General features: G+C 66.6%; 17 protein-coding genes. 7 read left to right on the top strand and 10 right to left on the bottom strand.

Annotated features, from left to right (window positions below; translation table 11 throughout):
- Positions 1-30 precede the first annotated feature (30 nt).
- From QUV25_RS17990 to QUV25_RS17980, 3 genes are all read left to right on the top strand, one after another.
- Entirely contained in the window at positions 31-2,112 is a 2,082-nt protein-coding gene (locus QUV25_RS17990) for an ATP-dependent helicase (protein WP_300866051.1), read from the top strand.
- A complete protein-coding gene (locus QUV25_RS17985) occupies positions 2,109-2,609 on the top strand; it encodes a hypothetical protein (RefSeq protein WP_300866049.1) in 501 nt (166 codons plus the stop codon). The genes QUV25_RS17990 and QUV25_RS17985 overlap by 4 nt, the downstream gene beginning before the upstream one ends.
- Before the next feature lie 80 nt (positions 2,610-2,689).
- Positions 2,690-2,989 carry a hypothetical protein gene (locus QUV25_RS17980; protein WP_300866047.1) on the top strand — a complete coding sequence of 100 codons (300 nt, stop codon included), beginning with the start codon at positions 2,690-2,692 and terminating at the stop codon, positions 2,987-2,989.
- Positions 2,990-3,205: 216 nt separating this feature from the next.
- Here QUV25_RS17980 and QUV25_RS17975 read toward each other — a convergent pair whose 3' ends face one another.
- The 8 genes from QUV25_RS17975 to QUV25_RS17940 all read right to left on the bottom strand — a co-directional run bounded on the left by QUV25_RS17975 (position 3,206) and on the right by QUV25_RS17940 (position 15,846).
- On the bottom strand, positions 3,206-3,670 hold the full coding sequence (locus QUV25_RS17975; protein WP_300866045.1) for a hypothetical protein: 465 nt from the start codon (positions 3,668-3,670) through the stop codon (positions 3,206-3,208).
- Between the two features lie 160 nt (positions 3,671-3,830).
- Complete coding sequence (fdhF, locus tag QUV25_RS17970; RefSeq protein ID WP_300866044.1) at positions 3,831-6,731, bottom strand: formate dehydrogenase subunit alpha; 2,901 nt, start codon at positions 6,729-6,731, stop codon at positions 3,831-3,833.
- On the bottom strand, positions 6,728-8,515 hold the full coding sequence (locus QUV25_RS17965) for an NADH-ubiquinone oxidoreductase-F iron-sulfur binding region domain-containing protein (protein ID WP_300866041.1): 1,788 nt from the start codon (positions 8,513-8,515) through the stop codon (positions 6,728-6,730). The genes fdhF and QUV25_RS17965 overlap by 4 nt, the downstream gene beginning before the upstream one ends.
- A gap of 2 nt (positions 8,516-8,517) precedes the next feature.
- The gene (gene pcaF, locus QUV25_RS17960; RefSeq protein WP_300866039.1) at positions 8,518-9,720 is read right to left on the bottom strand and encodes a 3-oxoadipyl-CoA thiolase; all 1,203 of its coding nucleotides are present in this window, start codon (positions 9,718-9,720) and stop codon (positions 8,518-8,520) included.
- Positions 9,721-10,057: 337 nt separating this feature from the next.
- Entirely contained in the window at positions 10,058-11,332 is a 1,275-nt protein-coding gene (gene boxA, locus QUV25_RS17955; protein ID WP_300866038.1) for a benzoyl-CoA 2,3-epoxidase subunit BoxA, read from the bottom strand.
- A gap of 287 nt (positions 11,333-11,619) precedes the next feature.
- Positions 11,620-13,047: a benzoyl-CoA 2,3-epoxidase subunit BoxB gene (gene boxB / locus QUV25_RS17950; RefSeq protein ID WP_300866035.1), complete on the bottom strand. Its 1,428-nt coding sequence runs from the start codon at positions 13,045-13,047 to the stop codon at positions 11,620-11,622.
- A 92-nt stretch (positions 13,048-13,139) separates the two neighbouring features.
- Positions 13,140-14,822: a 2,3-epoxybenzoyl-CoA dihydrolase gene (boxC, locus tag QUV25_RS17945; RefSeq protein ID WP_300866033.1), complete on the bottom strand. Its 1,683-nt coding sequence runs from the start codon at positions 14,820-14,822 to the stop codon at positions 13,140-13,142.
- Positions 14,823-14,922: 100 nt separating this feature from the next.
- Entirely contained in the window at positions 14,923-15,846 is a 924-nt protein-coding gene (locus QUV25_RS17940) for a helix-turn-helix transcriptional regulator (protein WP_300866031.1), read from the bottom strand.
- 81 nt (positions 15,847-15,927) lie between these two features.
- Between QUV25_RS17940 and QUV25_RS17935 the strand changes: the two genes are divergently transcribed.
- The 3 genes from QUV25_RS17935 to QUV25_RS17925 all read left to right on the top strand — a co-directional run bounded on the left by QUV25_RS17935 (position 15,928) and on the right by QUV25_RS17925 (position 19,970).
- Positions 15,928-17,493 carry a 3,4-dehydroadipyl-CoA semialdehyde dehydrogenase gene (locus QUV25_RS17935; protein ID WP_300866028.1) on the top strand — a complete coding sequence of 522 codons (1,566 nt, stop codon included), beginning with the start codon at positions 15,928-15,930 and terminating at the stop codon, positions 17,491-17,493.
- Positions 17,494-17,583: 90 nt separating this feature from the next.
- Entirely contained in the window at positions 17,584-19,167 is a 1,584-nt protein-coding gene (locus QUV25_RS17930) for a benzoate-CoA ligase family protein (RefSeq protein WP_300866026.1), read from the top strand.
- Positions 19,164-19,970: an alpha/beta hydrolase gene (locus QUV25_RS17925; protein ID WP_300866025.1), complete on the top strand. Its 807-nt coding sequence runs from the start codon at positions 19,164-19,166 to the stop codon at positions 19,968-19,970. Before QUV25_RS17930 ends, QUV25_RS17925 begins: the two co-directional genes overlap by 4 nt.
- Here QUV25_RS17925 and QUV25_RS17920 read toward each other — a convergent pair whose 3' ends face one another.
- A complete protein-coding gene (locus tag QUV25_RS17920; protein WP_300866022.1) occupies positions 19,971-20,954 on the bottom strand; it encodes a tripartite tricarboxylate transporter substrate binding protein in 984 nt (327 codons plus the stop codon). It lies immediately after the preceding gene.
- A 258-nt stretch (positions 20,955-21,212) separates the two neighbouring features.
- Positions 21,213-22,013, bottom strand: coding sequence for a FadR/GntR family transcriptional regulator (locus QUV25_RS17915; protein WP_300866019.1), 801 nt, complete (start codon positions 22,011-22,013; stop codon positions 21,213-21,215).
- A gap of 55 nt (positions 22,014-22,068) precedes the next feature.
- Here QUV25_RS17915 and QUV25_RS17910 point away from each other — a divergent pair, with 55 nt between their 5' ends.
- Complete coding sequence (locus QUV25_RS17910) at positions 22,069-23,022, top strand: alpha/beta hydrolase (protein WP_300866018.1); 954 nt, start codon at positions 22,069-22,071, stop codon at positions 23,020-23,022.
- The last annotated feature ends 2 nt before the right edge of the window (positions 23,023-23,024 follow it).

Here is a 23,024-nt window from a genome sequence, read left to right as displayed (position 1 = left end):
CTTCGCCCCCTTCGGTCACCTTTCCCCACCATGTCAGCCCCAACCGGCCCCGGTCTCAACCAGGCCCAGCAAGACGCCGTGAACCACCTCGGCGGCCCCTGCCTCGTGCTCGCGGGCGCAGGCTCGGGCAAGACGCGCGTGATCACGCACAAGATCGGCCGTCTCATCCAGGCCGGCCTGGCGGCCGACCGCATCGCCGCCATCACCTTCACCAACAAGGCCGCGGCCGAGATGCGCGAACGCGCCAAGCAGCTGGTCGGGCGCGATGCGCGCAAGGTGCTGATCTGCACCTTTCACGCACTGGGCGTGCGCCTGCTGCGCGAAGACGGGGACACCCTGGGCCTGAAGAAAAACTTCAGCATCCTCGACACCGACGACATCACCAGCCTCTTGAAAGACTGCGGTGGCACCACCGACGCCAACACCGCGCGCGCCTGGCAGTGGGCCATCAGCGCCTGGAAGAGCGCAGGCATGACCGCCGCCCTGGCCCTGGCCCAGGCCAAGGACGACAGCGAGCGCACCACCGCCACCATCATGGCGCGCTATGAAGAGCGCCTCACCGCCTACCAGAGCGTGGACTTCGACGACCTGATCGGCCTGCCGCTCAAGCTGCTGCGCGACCACGCCGATGTGCGCGATCGCTGGCAGCAAAAGATGGGCCATGTGCTGGTGGATGAGTACCAGGACACCAACGCCACGCAATACGAGTTGCTGAAACTGCTGGTGGGCGAGCGCGCCCGCTTCACCGCCGTGGGCGACGACGACCAGTCCATCTACGGCTGGCGCGGCGCCACGCTGGACAACCTCAAGAAGCTGCCGCAGGACTACCCTGACCTGCGCGTGATTACGCTGGAGCAGAACTACCGCTCCACCGGCGGCATCCTGCGCGCGGCCAACGCGGTGATCGGCCCCAACCCCAAGCTGTTCCCCAAGACGCTGTGGAGCGATCTGGGCGAAGGTGAACCGGTGCGCGTGGTCGACGCCGACAACGAGGACCACGAGGCCGATCGCGCGGTCGCGCGCATCCAGAGCCTGCGCGCGAATTCACAATACAAGGAGTGGCGCGACTTCGCCATCCTCTACCGCGCCAACCACATGGCGCGCGCCTTCGAGCAATCGCTTCGGCGCGCGCAGGTTCCCTACAAGGTCTCGGGCGGCCAGAGCTTTTTCGACCGCGCCGAGATCCGCGACCTCTGCGCCTGGCTGCGCCTTTTGGTCAACAACAACGACGACCCGGCCTTTCTGCGCGCCGCCACCACACCGAAGCGCGGCATCGGCCACACCACGCTGCAGCAGCTCGGCAACTTCGCCACCCAGTACAAGCTCAGCCTGTTCGAAGCGCTGTTCGCCCACTCGCTGAGCGCCGCACTGCCGGCACGCGCCGTGACCACGCTGCACGAATTTGGCCGCTCGGTGAACGACCTCGAATACCGCGCGCGCCACACCGTGGGCGCCGAAGCGGCCCGCAGCTTCCTCACCGACTGGCTCACCGACATCGGCTACGAAATACACCTGTACGACAGCGAAGAAAGCGAAAAGCTCGCGGCTTCACGCTGGACCAACGTCACCGACTTCTGCGACTGGGTGGCCGGGCGCTGCGGTGGCCAGATCGAAGATGGCGCGAGTGTGCAGATGGAAACCGAACGCAAGTCCTTGCTGGAGGTGGTGCAGACGATTGCGCTGCTCTCCACGCTGAGTGAACGCGAGCAGGACCAGAACGTGGTCACCCTCTCGACCCTGCACGCCGCCAAAGGGCTGGAGTGGCCGCACGTGACGCTGGTCGGCGTCAACGAAGGTCTGCTGCCCTTCAAGATGGATGAGGCCGCCATGGACCTGCCCGCCGAGGCGCTGGCGCAGCGGCTGCAGGAAGAGCGCCGCCTGATGTACGTGGGCATCACCCGCGCGCGCTACACACTGGCCGTGAGCTGGCTCAAGCGCCGCAAAAAGGGCCGCGACACCGTCGCAGGCCTGCCCAGCCGCTTCATCAAGGAGATGGCGCTGGACCAGGCCACGGTGAAAGAAGATCCGCGCGAAAAGCTGCGTGCGCTGCGCGCCGAATTTGCCCAGCGCGCCACCGAACAGGCCGCTGCCAAGGCGGCCGAAACCCCATGAATGCGCGTCACCTGTTCCTCCCCCTGCTGTGGCTACCGCTCGCGATGACAGCCGTCATGGCGGCCGCACAAGGCTCCGCCCCCGCCTCCTCAACGGCGCCTGCAGGCGTCTGCACCGCAGCGAGCGACTTCATCAGCCCACAGCTCTACGGCGAGTGGCAGCTCAGCCTGTGGCCCGAAAACGGCACCGCTCAGGCGCCCGCCTCACGCGGCGTGGTGCGGTTCGAGCGCCATCCGGAGTACGCAGGCAGCGTGCGGGGCAGCCTCAGGCGCAGCACGCCCGGCGCTGAGCGCGAAGCGCTGGTGTCCGGCGATGTGATCAGCGGTGCCTTCAACCTCGACGAATCGGCTGATGGCCTGCGCATGGACGCGGTGTGGGAAGGCGCGCCTGGCGACTGCGGCCGCGAAATCCGCGGCCTGCGCCGCCCGGCCGAAGGCAGCGCGGCCACCGAGCCAGCGATGAACTTCCTGCTGCGCAAGGCCCCGGGCTGGAACTGATTCTTCACCCAGCAGCCGGCGACCCATTCACTGGACAATCTGCTCCTGCGAACACCTGCACAACACCTCACAGGAACTCCATGCGCTACTCCATCTCCCACCAGAAACTCAAGCTCATCCTCGCTGCCCAGGGTCTTTCCCCCGGCGACGCGGGTGGCATTGACCAGCTCTTTGGCGGCAAGGATGGCTACTACTGGTACGGCACCTTGCGCGACCTCTGCCCAGCGGGCAAAACCCTCAGCTGGGACAACCAGTACGCCATGGTCGCAGCCATCCAGGCCCACGAGAATGCGACCGCCGCCGAAGACGAGATGAAGCCACAGGTGCCCAGCCCGGCCAACATCGCCGCCATCTCCAAGCTGCTGGGCGACCCGCTCTGAGCGAGCCGTCTGGTAAACGCTGAAGGGCGTTTCCAAGCCAGCAACGCGATCGGTCGCTTGAAATCGCCGCCTTCAAGTTGAGGCGAGCGCATTGCCAAAGCGGCACAGGCCGGAGAGAAGCTTGCACAGCACCCCGTCGGCGCTGGCGATAACGGCCGAAGCAGGCTGAGCAGGATTCAGGCCGATGCCGAGGCACCGGCCCATCGGCAGATCGCCTTAGTTGCCGGCCTTCTTGGCAGCTGCCTTCTTGGCTGCAGGCTTTTTGGCCGTGGTCTTCTTGGCGGCGGCTCCTTTGGCCGCGGGTTTCACAGCAGCCTTCTTCGGCGCGGCCGTCTTGGTCTTCGCAGCGACGGCCTTCTTCAGCAAAGTGGCTTCTTTCTCAACCGCCTTTTGCAGCGCCTTGGCTTTGCGTTCGGCGCCAACTTGCAGCGCAGCCAGTCGCTTGCTGGTGCTGCGCTTGGTGGCTTCGAGCTTCTTCTCGGCGGCCTTGACCGACTTCTCGGCGGACGCACCCGCTTTGGACAACTCTGCTTGTGCCTTCGCGAGCTGCTTCTCGGCAGACTTCACGATGCTGCTGATCTTGTGCGACACGGCGGTGCCCACTTCCTTGACGGCGGTCTTCAGGTTTGCGCCTGCGGTGGCGAGCTCAGATTTTTTCTTGGTGGTTTTGCGGGTGGCCATGTGCTTCCTTTGAACGTCAACGGTTGTCTGCGAAAGATGCAGTGCACTCGAATTTACGCTGTGTGGGCGCTTCTGTCAGTTCCTGTCGTGCGTAGGCGCGACATGCTCGCCACACAAGGCGCCTGCCGAAGGCACGAGCGGGAGCCAGACCGCACCCACCCTAGGCCGGACTCCCCACTTTTTCCACCCGCACGGCGCAGTACTTGAACTCCGGGATCTTGCCCATCGGGTCGAGCGCGGCGTTGGTCAGCAGGTTGGCCGCGGCTTCCACATAGGCAAACGGGATGAAGACCACGCCACGCTGGATGCCATCGTCGGCGCGGGCGGTGAGCTCGACCTTGCCGCGTCGGGAGCGCACGCGCAGGCGATCGCCGGCCTGCACGCCGAGCGCGGCGAGGTCGGCGCTGTGCATGGAGGCGGTGGGCGCGGGTTCGATGGCGTCGAGCATGCTGGCGCGGCGCGTCATGCTGCCGGTGTGCCAGTGTTCGAGCTGGCGGCCGGTGATGAGCACCAGGGGGTAGTCGGCATCGGGCTGCTCGTCGGCGGTGATGAGTGTGGTGGGCTTGAGCTGCACGCGGCCGTCGGCGGTGGGGAAGTGGTCAGCAAACACCACGGGTTGGCCGGGATCGTCCTCGGTCAGGCAGGGGTAGGTCACGCTGCCCTCGCGCTCCAGGCGCGTCCAGGTGATGCCGCCAATGGCTGCGTGCATGGCCTGTCGCATTTCTTCGTACACAGCGGCCACGCCGTGGTGCTCGGCACCAGGCTGCTCATAGGCCCAGCCCATGGCCTTCCCGTCGGCGCGACCGATGCGCTCGGCCAGCTGCTGGATGATCCAAAGATCGGCGCGCGCTTCGCCGGGAGGGTCAATGGCCTGACGGCCGAGCTGCACCATGCGGTCGGTGTTGCTCACGGTGCCGGTTTTCTCGGGCCAGGCGCTGGCGGGCAGGACCACGTCAGCCAGCCAGGCGGTTTCGGTGAGGAAGATGTCTTGCACCACCAGGTGATCGAGGCTGGCCAGGGCGTGGCGCGCGTGGTTCAGGTCGGGGTCGCTCATGGCGGGGTTTTCGCCCATCACATAGAGGCCGCGAATGCGCGCAGGATCGTCAGCCGGCCGCTCGGCCGCGCGCAGGATTTCCACCACGGTGAGGCCAGGCACAGCGGACAGCGGCGCGCCCCAGAAGTGTTCAAACCAGCGCTTCACCTCGGCCTGGTTCACTGGCTGGTAGTTGGGCAGCATGAAGGGGATGAGGCCGGCATCGCTCGCTCCCTGCACGTTGTTCTGCCCTCGCAGCGGATGAAGGCCGGTGCCGGGACGGCCGATCTGCCCGGTGAGGCTGGCCAGCGCGATCAGGCAGCGCACGTTGTCGGTGCCGTGGATGTGCTGGCTCACGCCCATGCCCCAGAGGATCATGGCGCGCTCGCTGGTGGCGTAGGCACGCGCCACTTCGCGCAGGGTGGCGGCGTCGATGCCGCAGACCGGCGCCATGGCTTCGGGGCTGAACGCCTGCACCGCTTGGCGCACCGCCTGCACATGATCGACCCGCTCGGCCACGAACGCGGCGTCGACCAGGTTCTCTTCAAAGATCACGTGCAGCAGCGCGTTGAGCAGGGCCACATCGGTATCGGGGCGGAACTGCAGCGTGCGCCAGGCGTGGCGGGCGATGTCGGTGCGGCGCGGGTCGGCCAGCACGATGCGCGCGCCGCGCTGGGCCGCGTTTTTCATCCAGCTCGCAGCCACCGGGTGGTTGCTGGTGGGGTTGGCGCCGATGAGCAGAATGAAATCGGCCTGCTCGACATCGCTCACGGGGTTGCTGACCGCGCCCGAGCCCACGCCTTCGAGCAGCGCGGCCACGCTGGAGGCGTGGCACAGGCGGGTGCAGTGGTCGACGTTGTGGTTGCCAAAGGCGGTGCGCACCAGTTTCTGAAACAGGTAGGCCTCTTCGTTGCTGCCCTTGGCCGAGCCGAAGCCGGCGAGCGACGCGGGGCCGTGCGTTTCGCGGAGCGCTTTGAGTCCGCCAGCGGCCAGGGTGAGGGCTTCGTACCAGCTGGCTTCGCGGAACACGCTGCGCCAGTCGGGCTTGTGGGTGATGTGGGCCGGGTCTTTGGCCACGCCGGCGATGCGCACCAGCGGGCGCGTGAGTCGCTCGGGATGGTGCACGTAATCAAAACCAAAGCGGCCTTTGACGCAGAGCCGCCCGCCGTTGGCCGGCCCGTCGCGGCCTTGCACCGCCACGATGCGCTCGGGGGTTTCGATGGTGGCGTCCTGCACCTGGTAGGTGAGCAGACAACCCACGCCGCAGAAGGGGCAGACGCTGTCCACCTCGCGGTCGACCTTGAGCTGGCCGTTGGGCAAGACGGCGGCGCCCGGCGCTTTCACACTCAGCGCGCCGGTAGGACAGGCCTGCACACACTCGCCGCAGGCCACGCAACTGCTTGCGCCCATGGGGTCGGCGAGGTCGAACACCACCTGGGTGTGGGCGCCACGCTGCGCCATGCCGATCACGTCGTTCACCTGCTCTTCGCGGCAGGCGCGCACGCAGCGGGTGCACTGGATGCAGGCGTCCAGGTTCACCGCCATCGCGGGGTGGCTGAGGTCGGGCGCGGGTTGTTCGCGTTGCAGGGCGGCGAGCGCCGGGCGCACCCTCACGCCCGTTTGCGAAAGCCAGTCGCTCAGTTCGCCGGCCTGCTCGGGATGCGGCATGTCGGCCGCCAGCAACTCCAGCACGAGTCGCTGACTTTTCAACGCACGCTCGCTCTGGGCCTTCACGTCCATGCCGGGCGTCACCGTCCGGCAGCAGCTCGCAGCCAGCACGCGCTCGCCCGCCACCTCGACCACGCAGGCACGGCAGTTGCCATCGGGGCGCAGGCCGTTGCTGTGGCACAGGTGGGGAATGGCCACGCCATGGCGCTGTGCCGCGTGCAGGATGGATTCGCCCTCGCGCGCCAGCGCGGGCTGGCCGTCGAGCGTGAAGGCCACGGTGGCATCGCCCTGAGCAGGCGTGTGCGTGCCGTGGCGGCGCACACCCTCGGGCCAGGCGATGGGGGGCAGTCGGGCGTTCATGCGACATTTCCCGATGGGGCCAAGCCGATCTCGTGCGGAAAGAACTCGATCACGCAGCGCAACGGGTTGGGCGCGGCCTGGCCTAGACCGCAAATGGAGGCATCTGCCATCACCGTGGCCAGGTCCTGCAAAGTGGCCACGTCCCATTTCGCGAGTTCCATCAGCCGCGAGGCCTTGTCGGTGCCGGTGCGGCAAGGCGTGCACTGGCCGCAGCTCTCATGCGCAAAGAAGCGCATCTGGTTCAGCGCCGCCTCGCGCGCGCTGTCGTGCTGACTGAGCACCACCACCGCCGCCGAGCCGATGAAGCAGCCATGCGGCTGCAAGGTGTCGAAGTCCAGCGGCACATCAGCCAGTCGCGCCGGCAAGATGCCGCCACTGGCGCCACCGGGCAGATAGGCGTACAGGGTATGGCCATCGGCCATGCCGCCGCAGTGTTCATCAATCAGTTCGCGCAGCGTGATGCCGGCCGGGGCGAGCTTCACACCCGGCGACTTCACGCGCCCGCTCACGCTGAAGCTGCGCAGCCCTTTGCGGCCGTGGCGACCCTGGGCGGCAAACCATTCGCCGCCGCGCTCCACTATCTCGCGCACCCAGTAAAGGGTTTCGAAGTTGTGCTCCAGCGTCGGTCGCCCAAACAAACCTTTCTGCGCGATGTAGGGAGGTCTCAGCCGAGGCTCGCCGCGCTTGCCTTCGATGCTTTCGATCATGGCCGACTCTTCGCCACAGATGTAGGCGCCCGCGCCGCGCCGCAGCTCGATGTGCGGCTGGGCGCAAGGCGACTTGGCCTGCAGGTCGGCCAGTGCCTGCTGCAGCAGGCGGCGCGCGTGGTGGTACTCGTCGCGCAGGTAGAGATACACGGCGTCGCAACCCACCACATGGGCGGCGATCAACACGCCTTCGAGAAAACGATGGGGATCGCGCTCCAGGTACCAGCGGTCCTTGAAGGTGCCGGGTTCGCCCTCGTCGATGTTCACTGCCATCAGGCGCGGCGCGGGTTGGTCGCGCACGATGCGCCATTTGCGACCCGCCGGAAAACCCGCGCCGCCCAGGCCTCGCAGGCTGGCGTGCTCCAGCGCTTCGATCACCGCGTCGGCGCTGCGCTCACCGCTCGCCAGCGCAGCGGCCAGGGCGTAGCCGCCCTGTGCGCGGTAGGCAGCGAAGTCCATGGGCTCGGGCGCGACGCAAGCTTTTGCGGCATCGGGCAGCGCCCAGGTGGCGTCTTCAAACCGCAATGGAGCCGCAGCGGCCATGGCCACCACGGTATCGGTGGTGGCATCACCCAGCGGCCATTGCCCGACCTGCACGGCCGGCGCCTGCTCGCAGCGGCCCACACAGGGCGCCGGGATGACGCGCATATCGTCGCGGCCAAGCAAAAGCGGCAATCGGGCTTGCAGGTCCGCCAGCAGCGGCGCAGCACCTGCAAGCTGGCACGACAGGCCATCACATACGCGCACCGTGAGGCCAGGCGCAACAGCGCCGTCGCGCAGGATCTCGAAGTGGTGATAGAAGCTCGCGACCTCGAACACCTCGGCCACCGACAGGCGCATCACCTGCGCCAGCGCCACCAGATGGGTATCGGGCAGGCCGTTGCAGTGATCGTTGATGCGGTGCAGATGCTCGATGAGCTGGTCGCGCGGATGGCCGTCGGGCGCTGCGGGACCGATGAGCCGGTTCACCAACGCCAGCGCAGCGGCATCGACAGCCCGGCCCTTGGGTCGAGAACGCGGCACGCGAGCGGTCGCGCGCAAGGCCTCGGGGCTGCCCAGGACGGCGGCACCCGCCATCGTCAGACTCGCTCGACGATGAGGGCAATGCCCTGGCCCACCCCGATGCACATGGTGCAAAGGGCGTAGCGACCACCGGTGGCGTGCAGGCGGTTGACCGCTGTGGTCACCAGGCGTGCGCCACTGGCACCCAGCGGGTGGCCGAGCGCGATCGCGCCACCCCAGGCATTGACGCGTGCATCGTCGTCCTTCAGGCCGAGCTCCCGCAATACCGCCAGCCCTTGCGCCGCAAAAGCCTCGTTGAGTTCGATCACGTCGAGCTGATCCAGCTTCAGGCCGGTAAGTGCCAGCACTTTTTGCGTGGCGGGGGCGGGGCCGATGCCCATGATGCGAGGCGGCACGCCCGCGGTGGCCATGCCGACCACGCGCGCCTTGGGCGTGAGACCGTTCTTCGACGCGCTGGTTTCGTCGGCCAGCAGCAGAGCGCAGGCTCCGTCGTTCACGCCGCTGGCATTGCCGGCGGTCACGCTGCCGTCGGGTCGGACCACGCCCTTGAGCTTTGCGAGCGACTCCAGCGAAGTCGCTCGCGGGTGTTCGTCGGTGTCGACCACGATGGCATCGCCCTTTTTCTGCGCAATGTTCACGGGTGTGATCTCGCGCGCCAGATGACCTGCCTGTATCGCGGCCAGCGCACGCGTCTGGCTGGCCAGCGCCATGCGGTCCTGAGCCTCGCGCTCAATCCTGTAATCGGTTGCCACGTTCTCGGCCGTCTCGGGCATGGAGTCCACGCCATACTGCGCCTTCATGAGCTTGTTGATGAAACGCCAGCCGATGGTGGTGTCGTAAACCGCGTTCGCACGCGAGAAGGCGCTCTCGGCCTTGGGCATCACAAACGGCGCGCGGCTCATGCTCTCCACCCCCCCAGCGATCATCAGCCCGGCCTCTCCCGCGCGAATGGCGCGCGCTGCCGTGCCCACGGCATCCAGGCCAGAGCCGCACAGGCGGTTGATGGTGGCACCGGGCACACCCAGCGGCAGACCCGCGAGCAAGCTGCTCATGTGGGCCACGTTGCGGTTGTCCTCGCCGGCCTGGTTGGCGCAGCCGTAGAGCACGTCGGTGACCGCTTCCCAGTCAACGCCCGGGTTGCGTGCCATCAGCGCTCGGATCGGAATGGCGCCCAGGTCATCGGTGCGCACGCTGGAGAGCGCGCCGCCGTAGCGACCGAAGGGGGTACGGATGGTGTCGCAGATGAAGGCTTGGGTCATGTCTTGAATGATGAAAGGCGTTGAAGCGCTGGGCGCAGACAGGGAGGCTGGATGCTCACCACCATGAGCATACGACTCGACGCACGCGGATGGCTGTTGGGCACCCGCGGGGCGCCGAAGAAATTCATCGCACCGACCGCGCCGCAAGCGGTTTGCTGTTGCAGCAAACGACCAGGGCGTGTGCACACTTTTCTTTTAAGTGCGAACGAGGTGCGGCCAAAGAGTCCACACACGGCGTTGCAAACACCTTGCCGAAGAAATGGTCCACCCGCGTTTCGCACCTTGCACATGGTCACATTTTTTTGCAATGCACCCACGAAGACCGGGTGGACGAGCCTTAATAGGTTTCCAGGTGCAGGCGGCCATCGCGCTTGAGCGACGCACCCACTTCGTCCCAGTCAAGTCCCGCGCCTGTGGCGATGTCCTTGAGCGCCAGCACCACACCCTCTTCCATGGCCTTGAGGCCACAGACGAAAAAGTAGCTGTTGGCATCGGTGAGCAAGCGCGCGAGGTCTGCTGCGCGCTCACGCATCGCGTCCTGCACATACCTCTTGGGTTGTCCCAGGGTGCGGCTGAAGGCGAAATGGCTGTCGATGAAATCCTTGGGCAGGCTTTGCAGCGGACCAAAATACGGCAGCTCTTCCTGGGTGCGGGCGCCAAAGAACAGCAGCAGCTTGCCGCCCTCGAATTTGCCTGTGGCTCTCAGCCGGCGACGCCACTCGGTCATGGCGCGCATCGGCGCGCTTCCGGTGCCGGTGCAGATCATGACGATGTTGGAGCGCGGGTGGTTGGGCATGAGGAAACTGGCACCAAACGGTCCGATCACCTGCACATGGTCGCCCACCTTGAGATCGCACATGAAGTTGCTGGCCACCCCGCGAACCGGGCGGCCCTGGTGGTCCTGCAGCACGCGCTTGATGGTGAGCGACACGTTGTTGTAGCCGGGACGTTCGCCGTTGCGGGCGCTGGCCACCGTATACTGTCGCGCATGATGTGGCTTGCCCTGGCTGTCGGTGCCCGGCGGCACGATGCCGATGGACTGGCCTTCGAGCACGGGAAAGGGGATAGCGCCGAAGTCAAGCACGATGTGGTGCGTGTCGTAGTCGCTGCCGACTTCGGTCACGCGGAAGTTGCCGGTGACTTTCGCCGTGATGTGTTTGTCGGCGGCTTTGGGACCATAGAGGTTGGTGTAGGGATGTGCGGCCGACCAGGGCGGCAACGTCGCTCCGTATTGCCCGCTGTGGAACACAGGCTCGGCATCCGCGGCAGTGGAGCGCGCTGGCGCGGCAGCAGCAGGCTTGGCATCCGGCTCATCCGCCTCGGCCAGCGCCTCGGTCGGCAATTCAGCGGGCAGCTCGTCCCAGGTCAGCTGCTCTTCGACCGAGTAGGCGCGAATGCGTGGCATGGTGCGCCAGTTGTCGATGGAGCCGGTCGGGCAGGGTGGCACGCAGGCCATGCACAGGTTGCACTTCTCGGCATCGACCACGTAGTTGCGCGAGTCGTGCGTGATCGCGCCCACCGGGCAGGTGGCTTCGCAGGTATTGCAGCGGATGCAGATCTCGGGATCGATCAGGTGCTGCTGGATGACGGCGGCTTCGGCGGGTGCGTTCATCTTGGTTTCTCTTCGGCTTCTGTTCGGTTGACTTCGTGGTGGCAGCGCACGAGCTGGGTCGGCACACTTCGTTCATGTCCCCCGCCGACCTTCGGCCGGCTCCTCCCTTACTTCACTGCGTCTGCCGGCCCAGCCCATGCTTGTTGGCGAGGAAAGGCAAGAGAAACACCTTTGCTTCCCTGTCCCGATCCGCATCGCGTGACTTCAACCCAGAATGCCGCGGGTCCGGGTCTCCCGGCCCGCAGGCATTGCCCCCTGGGGGGTGACGCCGAAGGCGGCGCGGGGGGTCATGCGAACCTCACGTACTCGAAGTCCACCGGCTGCCGGTTGATGCCCATGGCAGGTGGCGCGATCCAGTTGGCGAACTTGCCCGGCTCAACCACGCGGCCCATGAGGCTGGCCACGAACGCGCGGTCCGACTCGCTGGGCAGCCAGCTGTCTCGCTTGGCGGCCCATTCGGCTTCGGAGACGACGTGGCCATCCGGTGCGACCTTCACGCCTTTGAGCAGACCGATGTTGCGGTGGAAAGCCTTGTGCGGAACGCTCAGGCGCACCGGGATGCCCGCTTTCTCGATCACCTTGTTCCAGCGCTCCACGCCGGCCACGCTGTCTTTGATGTAGTCGTCGCGCAGCACCTCGTTCAAGGCGTTGAGCATGGGCACTTCTTTTTCGACCAGCTGGCCGTTCTGCACGTTGAGCACTTTGTAGAACTGACCGCGCAGCTGGTGGTCATCGGCGCGCTTGCCTTCCTCGTAACGGCCCTTGAGGCCGGTGCTGTAGAAGGTGGCAGCGTTGCTGGATTCGTCGGCGCCGAACAGGTCGATGGTGACCGAGAAGTGGAAGTTCAGGTAACGCTGGATGGTGGGCAAGTCGATCACGCCCGCTTCGCGCAACTTTTTCGGATCGTCGGTCTTGAGCTCGTTCATCTTCTGGCAGGTGCGGTTGATGACGCGGCTCACGCCCGACTCACCCACGAACATGTGATGCGCCTCTTCGGTCAGCATGAACTTGGTGGTGCGCGCCAGCGGGTCGAAACTGGATTCGGCCAGTGCGCAGAGCTGGAACTTGCCGTCGCGGTCGGTGAAGTAGGTGAACATGAAGAAGCTCAGCCAGTCGGGCGTCTCTTCGTTGAACGCCTCCAGGATTCGCGGGTTATCGGCGTTGCCGCTGTTGCGCTCCAGCAAGGCCTCGCCCTCTTCCCGGCCGTCTTTGCCGAAGTACTTGTGCAGCAGGTAGACCATGGCCCAGAGGTGGCGGCCTTCTTCCACGTTGATCTGGAACAGGTTGCGCAGGTCGTACATGCTGGGCGCGGTCAGGCCGAGGTGGCGCTGCTGCTCGACAGACGCTGGCTCGGTGTCACCTTGCGTGACGATGATGCGGCGCAGGTTGGCGCGGTATTCGCCAGGGATGTCTTGCCAGGCGGCCTCGCCCTTGTGGTCGCCGAAGTGGATCTTGCGGTCTTGTTCGGCCGGGTTGAGGAAGATGCCCCAGCGGTAGTCGGGCATCTTCACATGACCAAACTGTGCCCAGCCCTGCGGGTCCACGCTGGTGGCGGTACGCAGGTACACATCGAAGTTCTGTGATCCGTCCGGACCCATGTCATCCCACCACTTGAGGTAGTTGGGCTGCCACTGCTCGAGTGCGCGCTGCAGGGTGCGGTCTTCGCTGAGATTGACGTTGTTGGGGATCTTGTCGCTGTAGTCGATGGTGGACATGGGGAATCTCCGGATCAGAAAGCTCGGGGGAAGTTGTTCGGTTGCAGCACCCCGCCCGGACCGTGCTGCACAACGTCAAATTGAGACGGGGTTCAGACACGGGTCCAGTCGAAGACCGCCTTGTCGCCTTTGCCGTAGACCTTGAGCGCGCCTTTGTCACCCACCGCATTGGGCCGCTGGAAGATCCAGTTCTGCCAGGCAGTGAGGCGGCCGAAGACACGGGTCGCCATGGTTTCCACACCGTTGAAGCGCAGGTTGGCTTCCATGCCCGTCAGTGCATCGGGGTTCATGGCCACCCGCTCCTCGATGGCGAGGCGGACCTCGTCGGCCCAGTCGATGTCGTCGGGATTGGCGGTGACCAGGCCCAGGGCAAACGCGGCGTCGGCGTCCAGCAGCTGACCGATCTGGGCGCGCACGGCAGCCAGGTGCGCTTCGTCGCCATAGAAGCGGCGCGCCAGGCGGCTCTGGTCGGTGGCCATGGGGTAGGCGCCGAAGTTGACCTCGCCCACCGCGATCCTGGGTGCGCTGGCCTCGTCGTCGGGCAGGGCCAGGTGGTAGCTGCGGTCACAGGCCAGGGCCAGTTCCAGAAAGCTGCCGACAAAACAGGAACCGGCTTCGATCAGTGCGAACAGGCTGCGCGAGGACACGTCCAGGCGGCTGAATGTGCGGCGCAGCAGCCCCATGGTCTCGCGGACCAGCCAGTGGTCCTGGTGAGCCAGCAGCGTCGCATCCATGGCGAGCACGGCAGCGGCGTCACCCTGGGTCTTGATCAGCCAGGTGCCGATCTCCAGTTCGTTGGTGCGCATGTGCAGGATGGCGTCTTCCAGTTCGCGCGCCATCTGCAGCGGGTACCAGGCAGCGCCGGCGGCCTCGATCGCGGCCACGTCGGCGGGCTGCGCGCCGGTGGGTGCCTTCACAGTCCAAGTGGCGGTGCGTTTGGCGCGGTCGATCTCCACGGAGACGTGTTGGTAGGCGATCGAGTCGCTGTGGATCTGGCGCGCCAGCGGGGTGAGCTTGACGCCCTGAGCGCTGGCCGGGCGGTCGCTCAGCTCGGCCAGCTTCAGCGCGCGCGCCTGGATTCTTTCGGCGAAAACAGCCGGCTTGGCGATGTCGTCCACCAGACGCCAGTCTTTGGCCTTCTGGCCGCGCACGCCTTCGTTGGTGGTACAGAAGATGTCGGCCAGGTCGTGGCGCACCTTGCGCTTGTCGGTCACGCGGGTCAGGCCGCCAGTACCGGGCAAGACGCCGAGCAGCGGCACTTCAGGCAGGCTGACGGCGCTGCTGCGGTCGTCTACCAGGATGATTTCGTCGCAGGCCAGGGCCAGTTCGTAGCCGCCGCCGGCGCAGGCGCCGTTGACCGCTGCCAGAAACTTCAGTCCGCTGTGCTTCGAAGAATCTTCCAGGCCGTTGCGCGTCTCGTTGGTGAACTTGCAGAAGTTCACCTTCCAGGCGTGGCTGCTGACGCCGAGCATGAAGATGTTGGCTCCGGAACAGAACACCTTGTCCTTGGCGCTGGTGATCACCACGGTGCGCACGGCCGGGTGCTCGAAGCGGATGCGCTGGATGGCGTCGTTCAGCTCAATGTCCACACCCAGGTCGTAGCTGTTGAGCTTGAGCTTGTAGCCCGGGCGCAGGCCGGCGTTCTCGTCGAAGTCGGCGGCCAGCGTGGCGACCGGGCCATCCACGCTCAGGGTCCAGTGGTGGTATTGGTCGGGATGGGTGCGGTAGTCGACCTGCTCGGGCAGGACGGCGCGCAGTGGGGCGGGTGCATTCATGACTTGTCTCCTGGGTGTGGGCTGCGCCGAATCGCGACCAACGACATGAATAATAGTGCAACTTCCGAAGAAGTCAAGCATTATTATGCATGTTTCAGAATCAGGCAGGCAGCGTCAGCTGGGCTCGCACCGCCGCCCGCAACAGATCGAAGGTCTCGGCCAGGGGCTGCGCACTGGTATTTACCTGCACGTGGGCCTTGCCGTAAAACGCCGAGCGGCCCAGCAGGATCGCCTTCAGGTCTTCCATGGCCTCCTGGCTCGCGGCCATGGGCCGCATGTCGCCCTGGGCGCGCACCCGCTGCATGTGGTCTTCGGGATCGGCCTTCAGCCAGACGGTGGTGCAGTGGCCGAGCAACAGGTTGAAAGTGGCTACGTCCGACACGATGCCGCCGGGCGTGGCGATCACCGCCTCGGGATAAATCTGGATCGCCTCCTCCACCGCGCGCCGCTCATAGCGCCGGTAGGCGTTCTGCCCGTACAGGCCCTGGATTTCCGACACGCTGCAGCCAGCGAATTTCTCGATTTCGCGGCTCAACTCCAGGAATGGGAAGCCCAGGTCGTCGGCCAGCATCTGGCCCAGGGTCGACTTCCCGGCACCGCGCAGTCCGATCAGCGCCACGCAATGGCTGCGCGGCCCGGTGGACAACCCGGTGCCCAGCAGATCGGCCAACGCCGTGCGCGCCTGGCGCAGCGTGGCTTCATCGCGACCCTGCAACAACTCACGGATGAGCATCCATTCGGGGGACTGGGTGGTCACGTCACCCAGCAGCTCGGCCAGCGGGCTTTGCAGCGCCTGCGCCACCTGCAGCAGCAGCAGGATGGACACATTGCCCTCGCCATACTCCAGGTTCGCCAAATGGCGTTCGGACACATCGGCCGCGACGGCGACGGCCTTGCGCGTCATGCCCCGGCGAGCGCGAAGCTTGCGCACGCGCTCCCCCAGCGCGACCAGGAAAGGGTGCTTCTCCGGACCCGGGCTCGCCGCCTTGGCGGGCTCAGAAACATGCAATATATTGCTTGACATCGTCTGTCTTCTTGGTAATCTCCACGGCATGCACGATATTTCATGTCGACCCAAACATCAAGCTTTTCGAGGAGACCTTTCATGACCGCATCCCTGCTCCCCAATTACATCGCTGGTCAGTGGGTGACCGGCCAGGGCGCTGGCACACCCCTGTTCGACCCGGTACTCGGCACCGAGCTGGTGCGGGTGGACGCCACCGGCCTGGACCTGCCCGAGGCGTTTCGCTTCGCCCGCGAACAAGGCGGCTCAGCGCTGCGAGCCCTGACCTACCGCGAACGCGGCGCGCTGCTGACCGCCGTGGGCAAAGTTTTGCAGGCGAACCGCGACGCGTACTACGAGATCAGCACCGCCAACTGCGGCACGGTGAAAAACGACACCGCGGTGGATGTGGACGGCGGACTGTTCACCCTGGGTCACTTCGCCCGCATGGGCGAGACTCTCGGGGATCAGCGCCACCTGCTCGACGGTGAGGCTGCGCGGCTGGGCAAGGACCCGCTGTTCCAGTCGCAGCACGTGCTGGTGCCCACGCGCGGCGTGGCGCTCTTCATCAATGCCTTCAATTTTCCATCCTGGGGCCTGTGGGAGAAAGCTGCGCCAGCCCTGCTCTCGGGTGTACCGGTGATCGTGAAGCCGGCCACCGCCACCGCCTGGCTGACGCAGCGCATGGTGCAGGACGTGGTGAACGCCGGCATCCTGCCATCGGGCGCGCTGTCCATCGTCTGCGGCAGCTCGGCTGGCCTGCTGGACCAGCTGCAACCGTTCGATGTGGTCTCGTTCACCGGATCGGCCGACACGGCGGCAGTGATCCGTTCGCACCCGGCCGTGGTGCAGCGTTCGGTGCGCGTGAACATCGAAGCCGACAGTGTGAACTCGGCCCTGCTGTTGCCCGCCAGCAGCGCCGAAGATGCCGCCGCGACCCTGGAGTTGCTGGCCAAGGAAGTGGCGCGTGAGATGACCGTCAAGTCCGGACAGAAATGCACCGCGATCCGACGCGTGCTGGTACCCGAGGCGCTCTACGACGCGGCCGCCAGCGCGATCAGCGCACGCCTGGCCAAGACCACGGTGGGCAACCCGCGCAACGAAGGTGTGCGCATGGGCTCGCTGGTCAGCCGCGCGCAGAAAAACGCTGTCGATCAAGGCCTGGCGCAGCTGATGGCCCACACCGAGGTGCTGCACGACGGCCGCAGCGCTGCACTGGTCGGCGCCGACTCGGCAGTGGGCTGCTTTGCCGCCCCGGTGCTGCTGGGCACGCGCGAGCCGGACGCCAACGCCGTGGTACACGACGTGGAGGTGTTCGGCCCGGTGGCCACCCTCATGCCTTACCGCGACATGCCTCAAGCGCTGCAACTCATCCGCCAAGGCCAGGGCTCGCTGGTGGCCTCACTCTACGGCAGCGACGCCGCAGCGCTGGCCAGCGCCGCGCTGGAACTGGCCGACAGCCACGGCCGAGTGCACGTGATTTCGCCCGACGTGGCCGCGCTGCACACCGGCCATGGCAATGTGATGCCGCAGTCGCTGCACGGCGGGCCAGGCCGCGCCGGTGGGGGCGAGGAGCTGGGTGGCGCGCGCGCCCTCGGCTTCTACCACCGCCGCAGCGCGCTGCAGGCGAGCACCGCTGTGCTGACGCAGACCACACCAGTGACCTGAACATCCGGATGATGGCCACGCGCCTGCCGGCAATGCACCGGCACGCAACGCCACCCACAAGCTCACCAAGCCCCACCCGAGGAGACACCCATGACAGACCACACAGAAGTGCCCGCACCAGGCGACACCTTCAATTTCGCCCACCACCTGCTGGAAGCCAACGCTGCACGTCCAGACAAGGCGGCCTTCGTCGATGACCATGGCAGCCTGAGCTACGGCGAGCTCGCTGTGCAGGTTCGGCAGATGGCCAGCGCCTTGCTGGCGCAGGGGGTCAAGCGCGAAGAGCGTGTGCTCCTGCTCATGCACGACAACAACCACTGGCCAGTGAGCTTTCTGGGCGCGATGTACGCCGGCATCGTGCCGGTGGCGGTGAACACCTTACTCACCGCCGACGACTACGCGTACATGCTGGAACATTCGCGTGCGCAGGCGGTGCTGGTCTCGGGGGCCTTGTTGCCGACCCTGACCGCGGCGCTCGTGAAGTCGGACCACGAGGTGAAGAAGGTCATCGTCTCGCACCCGCAAGCGCCATTGCACCCGGCCGAGCTCGCGTTCGACGCCTTTTTGCAGCCTCACGCAGCGGCCGCCAAACCCGCCGCCACCAGCCCCGATCACCCCGGTTTCTGGCTTTATTCGTCGGGCTCCACCGGCCGCCCCAAGGGCACCGTGCATTCGCACGGCAACCCTTACTGGACGGCCGAGCTCTACGGCAAGCGGGTGCTGGGCCTGCGCGAGGACGACGTGTGTTTTTCCGCGGCAAAACTCTTCTTCGCCTACGGCCTGGGCAATGCGCTCAGCTTCCCGATGGCCGTGGGTGCCACCACCCTGCTCATGGCCGAACGACCCACGCCCGAGGCCACGTTCAAGCGCTGGACCGGTAGCGTTGCCGGCCTGAAGCCGACCGTGTTCTATGGCGCACCGACCGGCTTTGCCGGGATGCTGGCCCATCCGGCACTGCCCGCGCGCGACGCACTGGCGTTGCGCCTGGTGTCATCCGCCGGCGAGGCCTTGCCGGCCGAGCTGGGCGAGCGATTCAAGGCGCAGTTTGGCGTGGACATCGTGGACGGCATCGGCTCCACCGAAATGCTTCACATCTTTCTCTCGAACCGGCCCGAGCGCGTGCGCTACGGCACCACGGGCTGGCCGGTGCCAGGCTACGACATCGAGCTGCGTGGCGACGAAGGCCAAGCGGTGCCCGACGGTGAGCCGGGCGACCTCTACATCCACGGCCCGTCGGCCGCCATGATGTACTGGGGCAACCGCGAAAAGACCCGCGACACCTTCCAGGGCGGCTGGACCAAGAGCGGCGACAAGTACATCCGCAACAGCGACGGCAGCTACACCTACGGCGGACGCAGCGACGACATGCTCAAGGTCAGCGGCATCTACGTGAGCCCGTTCGAGGTCGAGGCCACCCTGGTGCAGCACCCAGCGGTGCTCGAAGCGGCGGTGATCGGTGTCACCGACGCCGACGGCCTGACCAAAACCAAGGCCTTTGTCGTTCTGATCAACGGCCAGAGCGCCGACGAAGCGACGCTGAAGAACTTTGTCAAGGACAAGCTCGCGCCCTACAAGTACCCGCGACAGATCGCCTTTGTGAAAGACTTGCCCAAGACCGCCACCGGCAAGATCCAGCGCTTCAAGCTGCGCGAGCAGGAAGCTGGATCCGCATGAGCGCTGGTGCCGCGCCGCACTGCTGCGCCGTGGCCTGGCGCGAGCGCACGGTCCAGATCGAATACCAGTGGATCGCGCCCGAACGCAGCGGCACACCGCTGATGGTGTTTCTGCACGAAGGCCTGGGCTCGGTCTCGATGTGGCGCGACTTCCCGACTCGGCTGTGTGAGGCACTCGGCTGGCGCGGCCTGGTCTATTCGCGTCCGGGTTATGGCCGTTCCACGCCGCGCGCAACCGACGAACACTGGACACCCGACTTCATGCACCGGCAAGCGCTGGAGGTCTTGCCCGCGCTGTTCGATGCGCTCGGCATCGACTGCTTGCGAAACCCACCCTGGCTCTTTGGTCACAGCGACGGTGGCTCGATTGCACTCATCCACGCCGCGCACTTCCCCGACCGCGTGGCCGGCAGCATCGTGGTGGCCCCGCACATTTTTGTGGAAGACATCTCGGTGCGCAGCATCGAAGCCGCGCGCCAGGCCTTCGAGCAAGGTGATCTGCGCGCGCGCCTGGCGCGCCATCACGACGACCCTGACTCAGCCTTTGGGGGCTGGAACGGCGCCTGGCTCTCGCCCGAGTTTCGCAGCTGGTCGCTGGCGGCCGAGTTGCCACGGCTCAACTGCCCGCTGCTGGCGGTGCAGGGCGAAGACGACGAGTACGGCACGCTGGCACAGATCCACGGCATCGCCGAGGCTGCACCGCAGACCCGGCTGCTGGAGCTGGCCCATTGCGGTCATTCACCGCACCGCGATCAGCCCGAGGCGCTGATCGCCGCGGTGCAGCGCTTCGTCCAACCGGGCTGATCAGCCCAGCGTGATCTTGGCGAAGTTGGCCACGCGCTTCCACTTGGCGGCGTCGGCCGCCATGAAGTCGCCCATGGCCTTGGCGTTCAGAAAGCCCACATCGGCACCGCGCGACTCCATGGCCTGGCTCACATCGGCCATCGTCAGCACCTTCTGCAAGGCCACTTCCATGCGCGCGATCACCTCGGCCGGCGTGCCCGCGGGCGCTGCCACGCCATAGAACGAGCTCACATCAAAATCGGCCACGCCCGCCTCGATCATCGTGGGCACATTGGGCAGCGCCTTGCTGCGCTGGCGCGTGGTCACGGCCAGGGCCTTGACGGTGTTGCCCTGGATCTGGCCCAGGGCCGAGGGCAGGTTTTCAAACATCATGTCGACCTCACCCGCGATCAGGCCGATGATGGCCGCCGCCGCGCCGCGGTAGGGGATGTGCGTGATGAACGAACCGGTGCTGCTCTTGAACAGCTCAGCGCTCAGGTGCAGCGAGGTGCCGTTGCCGTTGGAGGCGTAGTTCATCTTGCCCGGGGCCTGCTTGGCGCGGGCCATCACGTCGGCCACGCTGTTGATACCGGACTTCGGGTTGACCAGCATCACGTTGGGCACGCGGCCGAGAAGGCCCACCGGCACGATCTGCTCGGGCTTGTAGGGCAGCGATTTGTACAGCGCCGGGCTGATGGTGAGCGGCGGCGAGGCCATGAGGAAGGTGTAGCCATCGGGCTGGGCGCGCGCCGCTTCGGCGGCGCCGATGTTGCCGCCCGAACCTGGCTTGTTGTCGATCACCACCGGCTGGCCCAGCTCTTGGGCCAGCTTGGGCGCGATCAGGCGGGCCATGTTGTCGATCAGGCCGCCGGGCGGGAACGGCACCACGAGGCGAATCGGGCGTGCCGGCCAGGCCTGGGCCAGCGCCAGGCCGGGAGCGGCCAGGGCCGCGCCACCGATCAGCAGCGCCTGGCGGCGGGACAAGGCGTTCAAAGACAGCTTCATGGGGAACCTCGAAAGTGATGGATGGGTGAACTGGCGACAGCCCATGGAATGCGCCACCGGAGCGACTGACAGGCGCTGTAGAAAACGGCACACCAGCGGGCAAGTTGTGCAGTCATCATACAAGTTAAGCACGCCTAGCAAGACCGGGTTTTCCCCGTGCAAAGGGGCATTGCCCTCGCCTAAATGACGCGGTCTGGCGGAGGCGGATGAGGTTTGTTCATGCCTTTTCCCAGAGAGCGATCAGCGCCGGGGCAGGCCCTAGCTGGCCGGACCGCTGCCGGCTGCTGCGGTGAGTGCGCTGGCCAGGCGATCGCCCTCTTGTTGCCAGAACGCCGGGTCGGCCTGCTGGATGCGGGCGATGGCGTTGTCCATGTGGCGGGTGGCTGCGCGGCGCGCGCGGGCCGCGTCGCCAGCCTCGATGGCCTGGGCAATGGCTTCGTGCTCGGCGTGCACCTGGCGCGCAAAATCGCGCCGCCGGGCCTCGTTGGCGCGCGTCACCCGCGTCACGCCGCGCAGAAACTGCCGCAGGTAATCCAGCGTGCTGATCAGAAACGGGTTCTGCGCGGCCAGCGCGATCGCGCGGTGGTAGGCCACGTCCTGCTCGGCACCGTCGCCACCTTCTCGCACCGCCTCGTCCAGCGCCAGCATGGCCTGACGAATGCCCTTGAGGTCGGCCTCGCTGCGCCGCTGCGCCGCCAGCGCCGCCACCTCCGCCTCCAGACCGCGGCGCACCTCCACCATCTGCACCACCGCCTGCAGCGACTGCGCCGAGCGTGCATCGAAGCTCAGCGGCACACAGGCCGCATCCACCACGAACACCCCACTGCCCTGGCGCGACGTCACCAGCCCCTGCGATTTGAGCCGCGTGACCGCCTCGCGCACCACGGTGCGGCTCACGCCGTAAGCCGCTGCCAGCGCGGCTTCGGTCGGCAGGCGACCACCCGGCGCGATGCGGCCCGAGCGGATTTCGTCAGAGAGTTGGGACGCTACCCGCTCGGACAAGCGGGTGGCGGGAGCCATCAAGCCGGTGGCGACGGGCAGAGGAGCAGGTGTGCGCATGGCCCCCATTGTCTGTAATCTCGAGCCACCTCGCCCAACTGCCTGCTCGCACATCATGAACCATCTCCACGCCATGCCCTCGCCGCTGCTCGAATTGCTGCGCCACTGGGGCCCTCGCTGGCAAAGCGAACTGCCCGCCGCGCGCGACGCCATGTTCGCCGCTTACGCCGCCCTGCTACCCCCCTCTGCGCCTCCTGGCGTGCAGGTGCACATGGACCTGCCTTATGGCGCCGATCCGAGGCAGGTGCTCGATGTCTATGCACCCTCGGACTCGGCACAGGCCAGGCCGGTCATGGTGTTTGTTCACGGCGGCGGCTTTGTGCGCGGCGACAAGGACCAGGGCGGCGGCCTGTTTGCCAACGTGCTGCACGAGTTCGCTGCCCTTGGCTGGCTGGGCATCAACGTTGAATACCGGCTCGCCCCTCAGGCCGCATGGCCAGCGGGTGCTGAGGACGTGCGCGACGCCCTGCAGTGGGTGCACGCCCACGCAGCAGAACACGGCGGCGACCCGCAGCGCATCTTTCTCTTTTCCCACTCCGCCGCCTGCGCCCACTGCGCCAGCGCCGTCTGGGACGAGCGCCTGCGCCCCGACCACCAGGGGCTCCCTCTGGCCGGTCTCATCCTCGCCAGCCCACGCGTGCGAGCCGACCTACGTCCAGAAAACATCAACGCCGCTGGTGTCGCCGCCTACTTCGGCAACGACCCCGCCCAGTTCGACGACCGCGCGCCGTTGATGCACGCCCGGCCCGACGCCCCACCCACCTTCGTGGCGCTGGCCCAGTACGAGAACCCGCTGATCGACGTCTATGCGCTGGAACTCGCCCACCACCTAGCGCAGATCCACGACACCCACGGCGGCCCCATGCCCCGCGTGCTGCAACTGCCCGACCACAACCACTACAGCGTGATGGCCCAGTTCAACACCGCGCACAACACGCTGGGGGCCGAGATTCGCGACTGGTGTGCGCGGGTGGAGCGGGGGGAGTTTGCGGCAAGACGACGGGGCTGACG

This window comes from Hydrogenophaga sp., from assembly GCF_030373245.1.
Taxonomy (GTDB): Bacteria; Pseudomonadota; Gammaproteobacteria; order Burkholderiales; family Burkholderiaceae_C; genus Hydrogenophaga.
Note: the sequence above shows the minus strand (reverse complement) of the source record. Positions and strands in the feature narration are given on the sequence as shown.

Excerpts from the sequence above, each read along its gene's own strand:
- QUV25_RS17990 (WP_300866051.1), top strand. The coding sequence starts at position 31 with ATGTCAGCCCCAACCGGCCCCGGTCTCAACCAGGCCCAGCAAGACGCC.
- QUV25_RS17985 (WP_300866049.1), top strand. The coding sequence starts at position 2,109 with ATGAATGCGCGTCACCTGTTCCTCCCCCTGCTGTGGCTACCGCTCGCG.
- QUV25_RS17980 (WP_300866047.1), top strand. The coding sequence starts at position 2,690 with ATGCGCTACTCCATCTCCCACCAGAAACTCAAGCTCATCCTCGCTGCC.
- QUV25_RS17975 (WP_300866045.1), bottom strand. The coding sequence starts at position 3,670 with ATGGCCACCCGCAAAACCACCAAGAAAAAATCTGAGCTCGCCACCGCA.
- fdhF (WP_300866044.1), bottom strand. The coding sequence starts at position 6,731 with ATGAACGCCCGACTGCCCCCCATCGCCTGGCCCGAGGGTGTGCGCCGC.
- QUV25_RS17965 (WP_300866041.1), bottom strand. The coding sequence starts at position 8,515 with ATGGCGGGTGCCGCCGTCCTGGGCAGCCCCGAGGCCTTGCGCGCGACC.
- pcaF (WP_300866039.1), bottom strand. The coding sequence starts at position 9,720 with ATGACCCAAGCCTTCATCTGCGACACCATCCGTACCCCCTTCGGTCGC.
- boxA (WP_300866038.1), bottom strand. The coding sequence starts at position 11,332 with ATGAACGCACCCGCCGAAGCCGCCGTCATCCAGCAGCACCTGATCGAT.
- boxB (WP_300866035.1), bottom strand. The coding sequence starts at position 13,047 with ATGTCCACCATCGACTACAGCGACAAGATCCCCAACAACGTCAATCTC.
- boxC (WP_300866033.1), bottom strand. The coding sequence starts at position 14,822 with ATGAATGCACCCGCCCCACTGCGCGCCGTCCTGCCCGAGCAGGTCGAC.
- QUV25_RS17940 (WP_300866031.1), bottom strand. The coding sequence starts at position 15,846 with ATGTCAAGCAATATATTGCATGTTTCTGAGCCCGCCAAGGCGGCGAGC.
- QUV25_RS17935 (WP_300866028.1), top strand. The coding sequence starts at position 15,928 with ATGACCGCATCCCTGCTCCCCAATTACATCGCTGGTCAGTGGGTGACC.
- QUV25_RS17930 (WP_300866026.1), top strand. The coding sequence starts at position 17,584 with ATGACAGACCACACAGAAGTGCCCGCACCAGGCGACACCTTCAATTTC.
- QUV25_RS17925 (WP_300866025.1), top strand. The coding sequence starts at position 19,164 with ATGAGCGCTGGTGCCGCGCCGCACTGCTGCGCCGTGGCCTGGCGCGAG.
- QUV25_RS17920 (WP_300866022.1), bottom strand. The coding sequence starts at position 20,954 with ATGAAGCTGTCTTTGAACGCCTTGTCCCGCCGCCAGGCGCTGCTGATC.
- QUV25_RS17915 (WP_300866019.1), bottom strand. The coding sequence starts at position 22,013 with ATGCGCACACCTGCTCCTCTGCCCGTCGCCACCGGCTTGATGGCTCCC.
- QUV25_RS17910 (WP_300866018.1), top strand. The coding sequence starts at position 22,069 with ATGAACCATCTCCACGCCATGCCCTCGCCGCTGCTCGAATTGCTGCGC.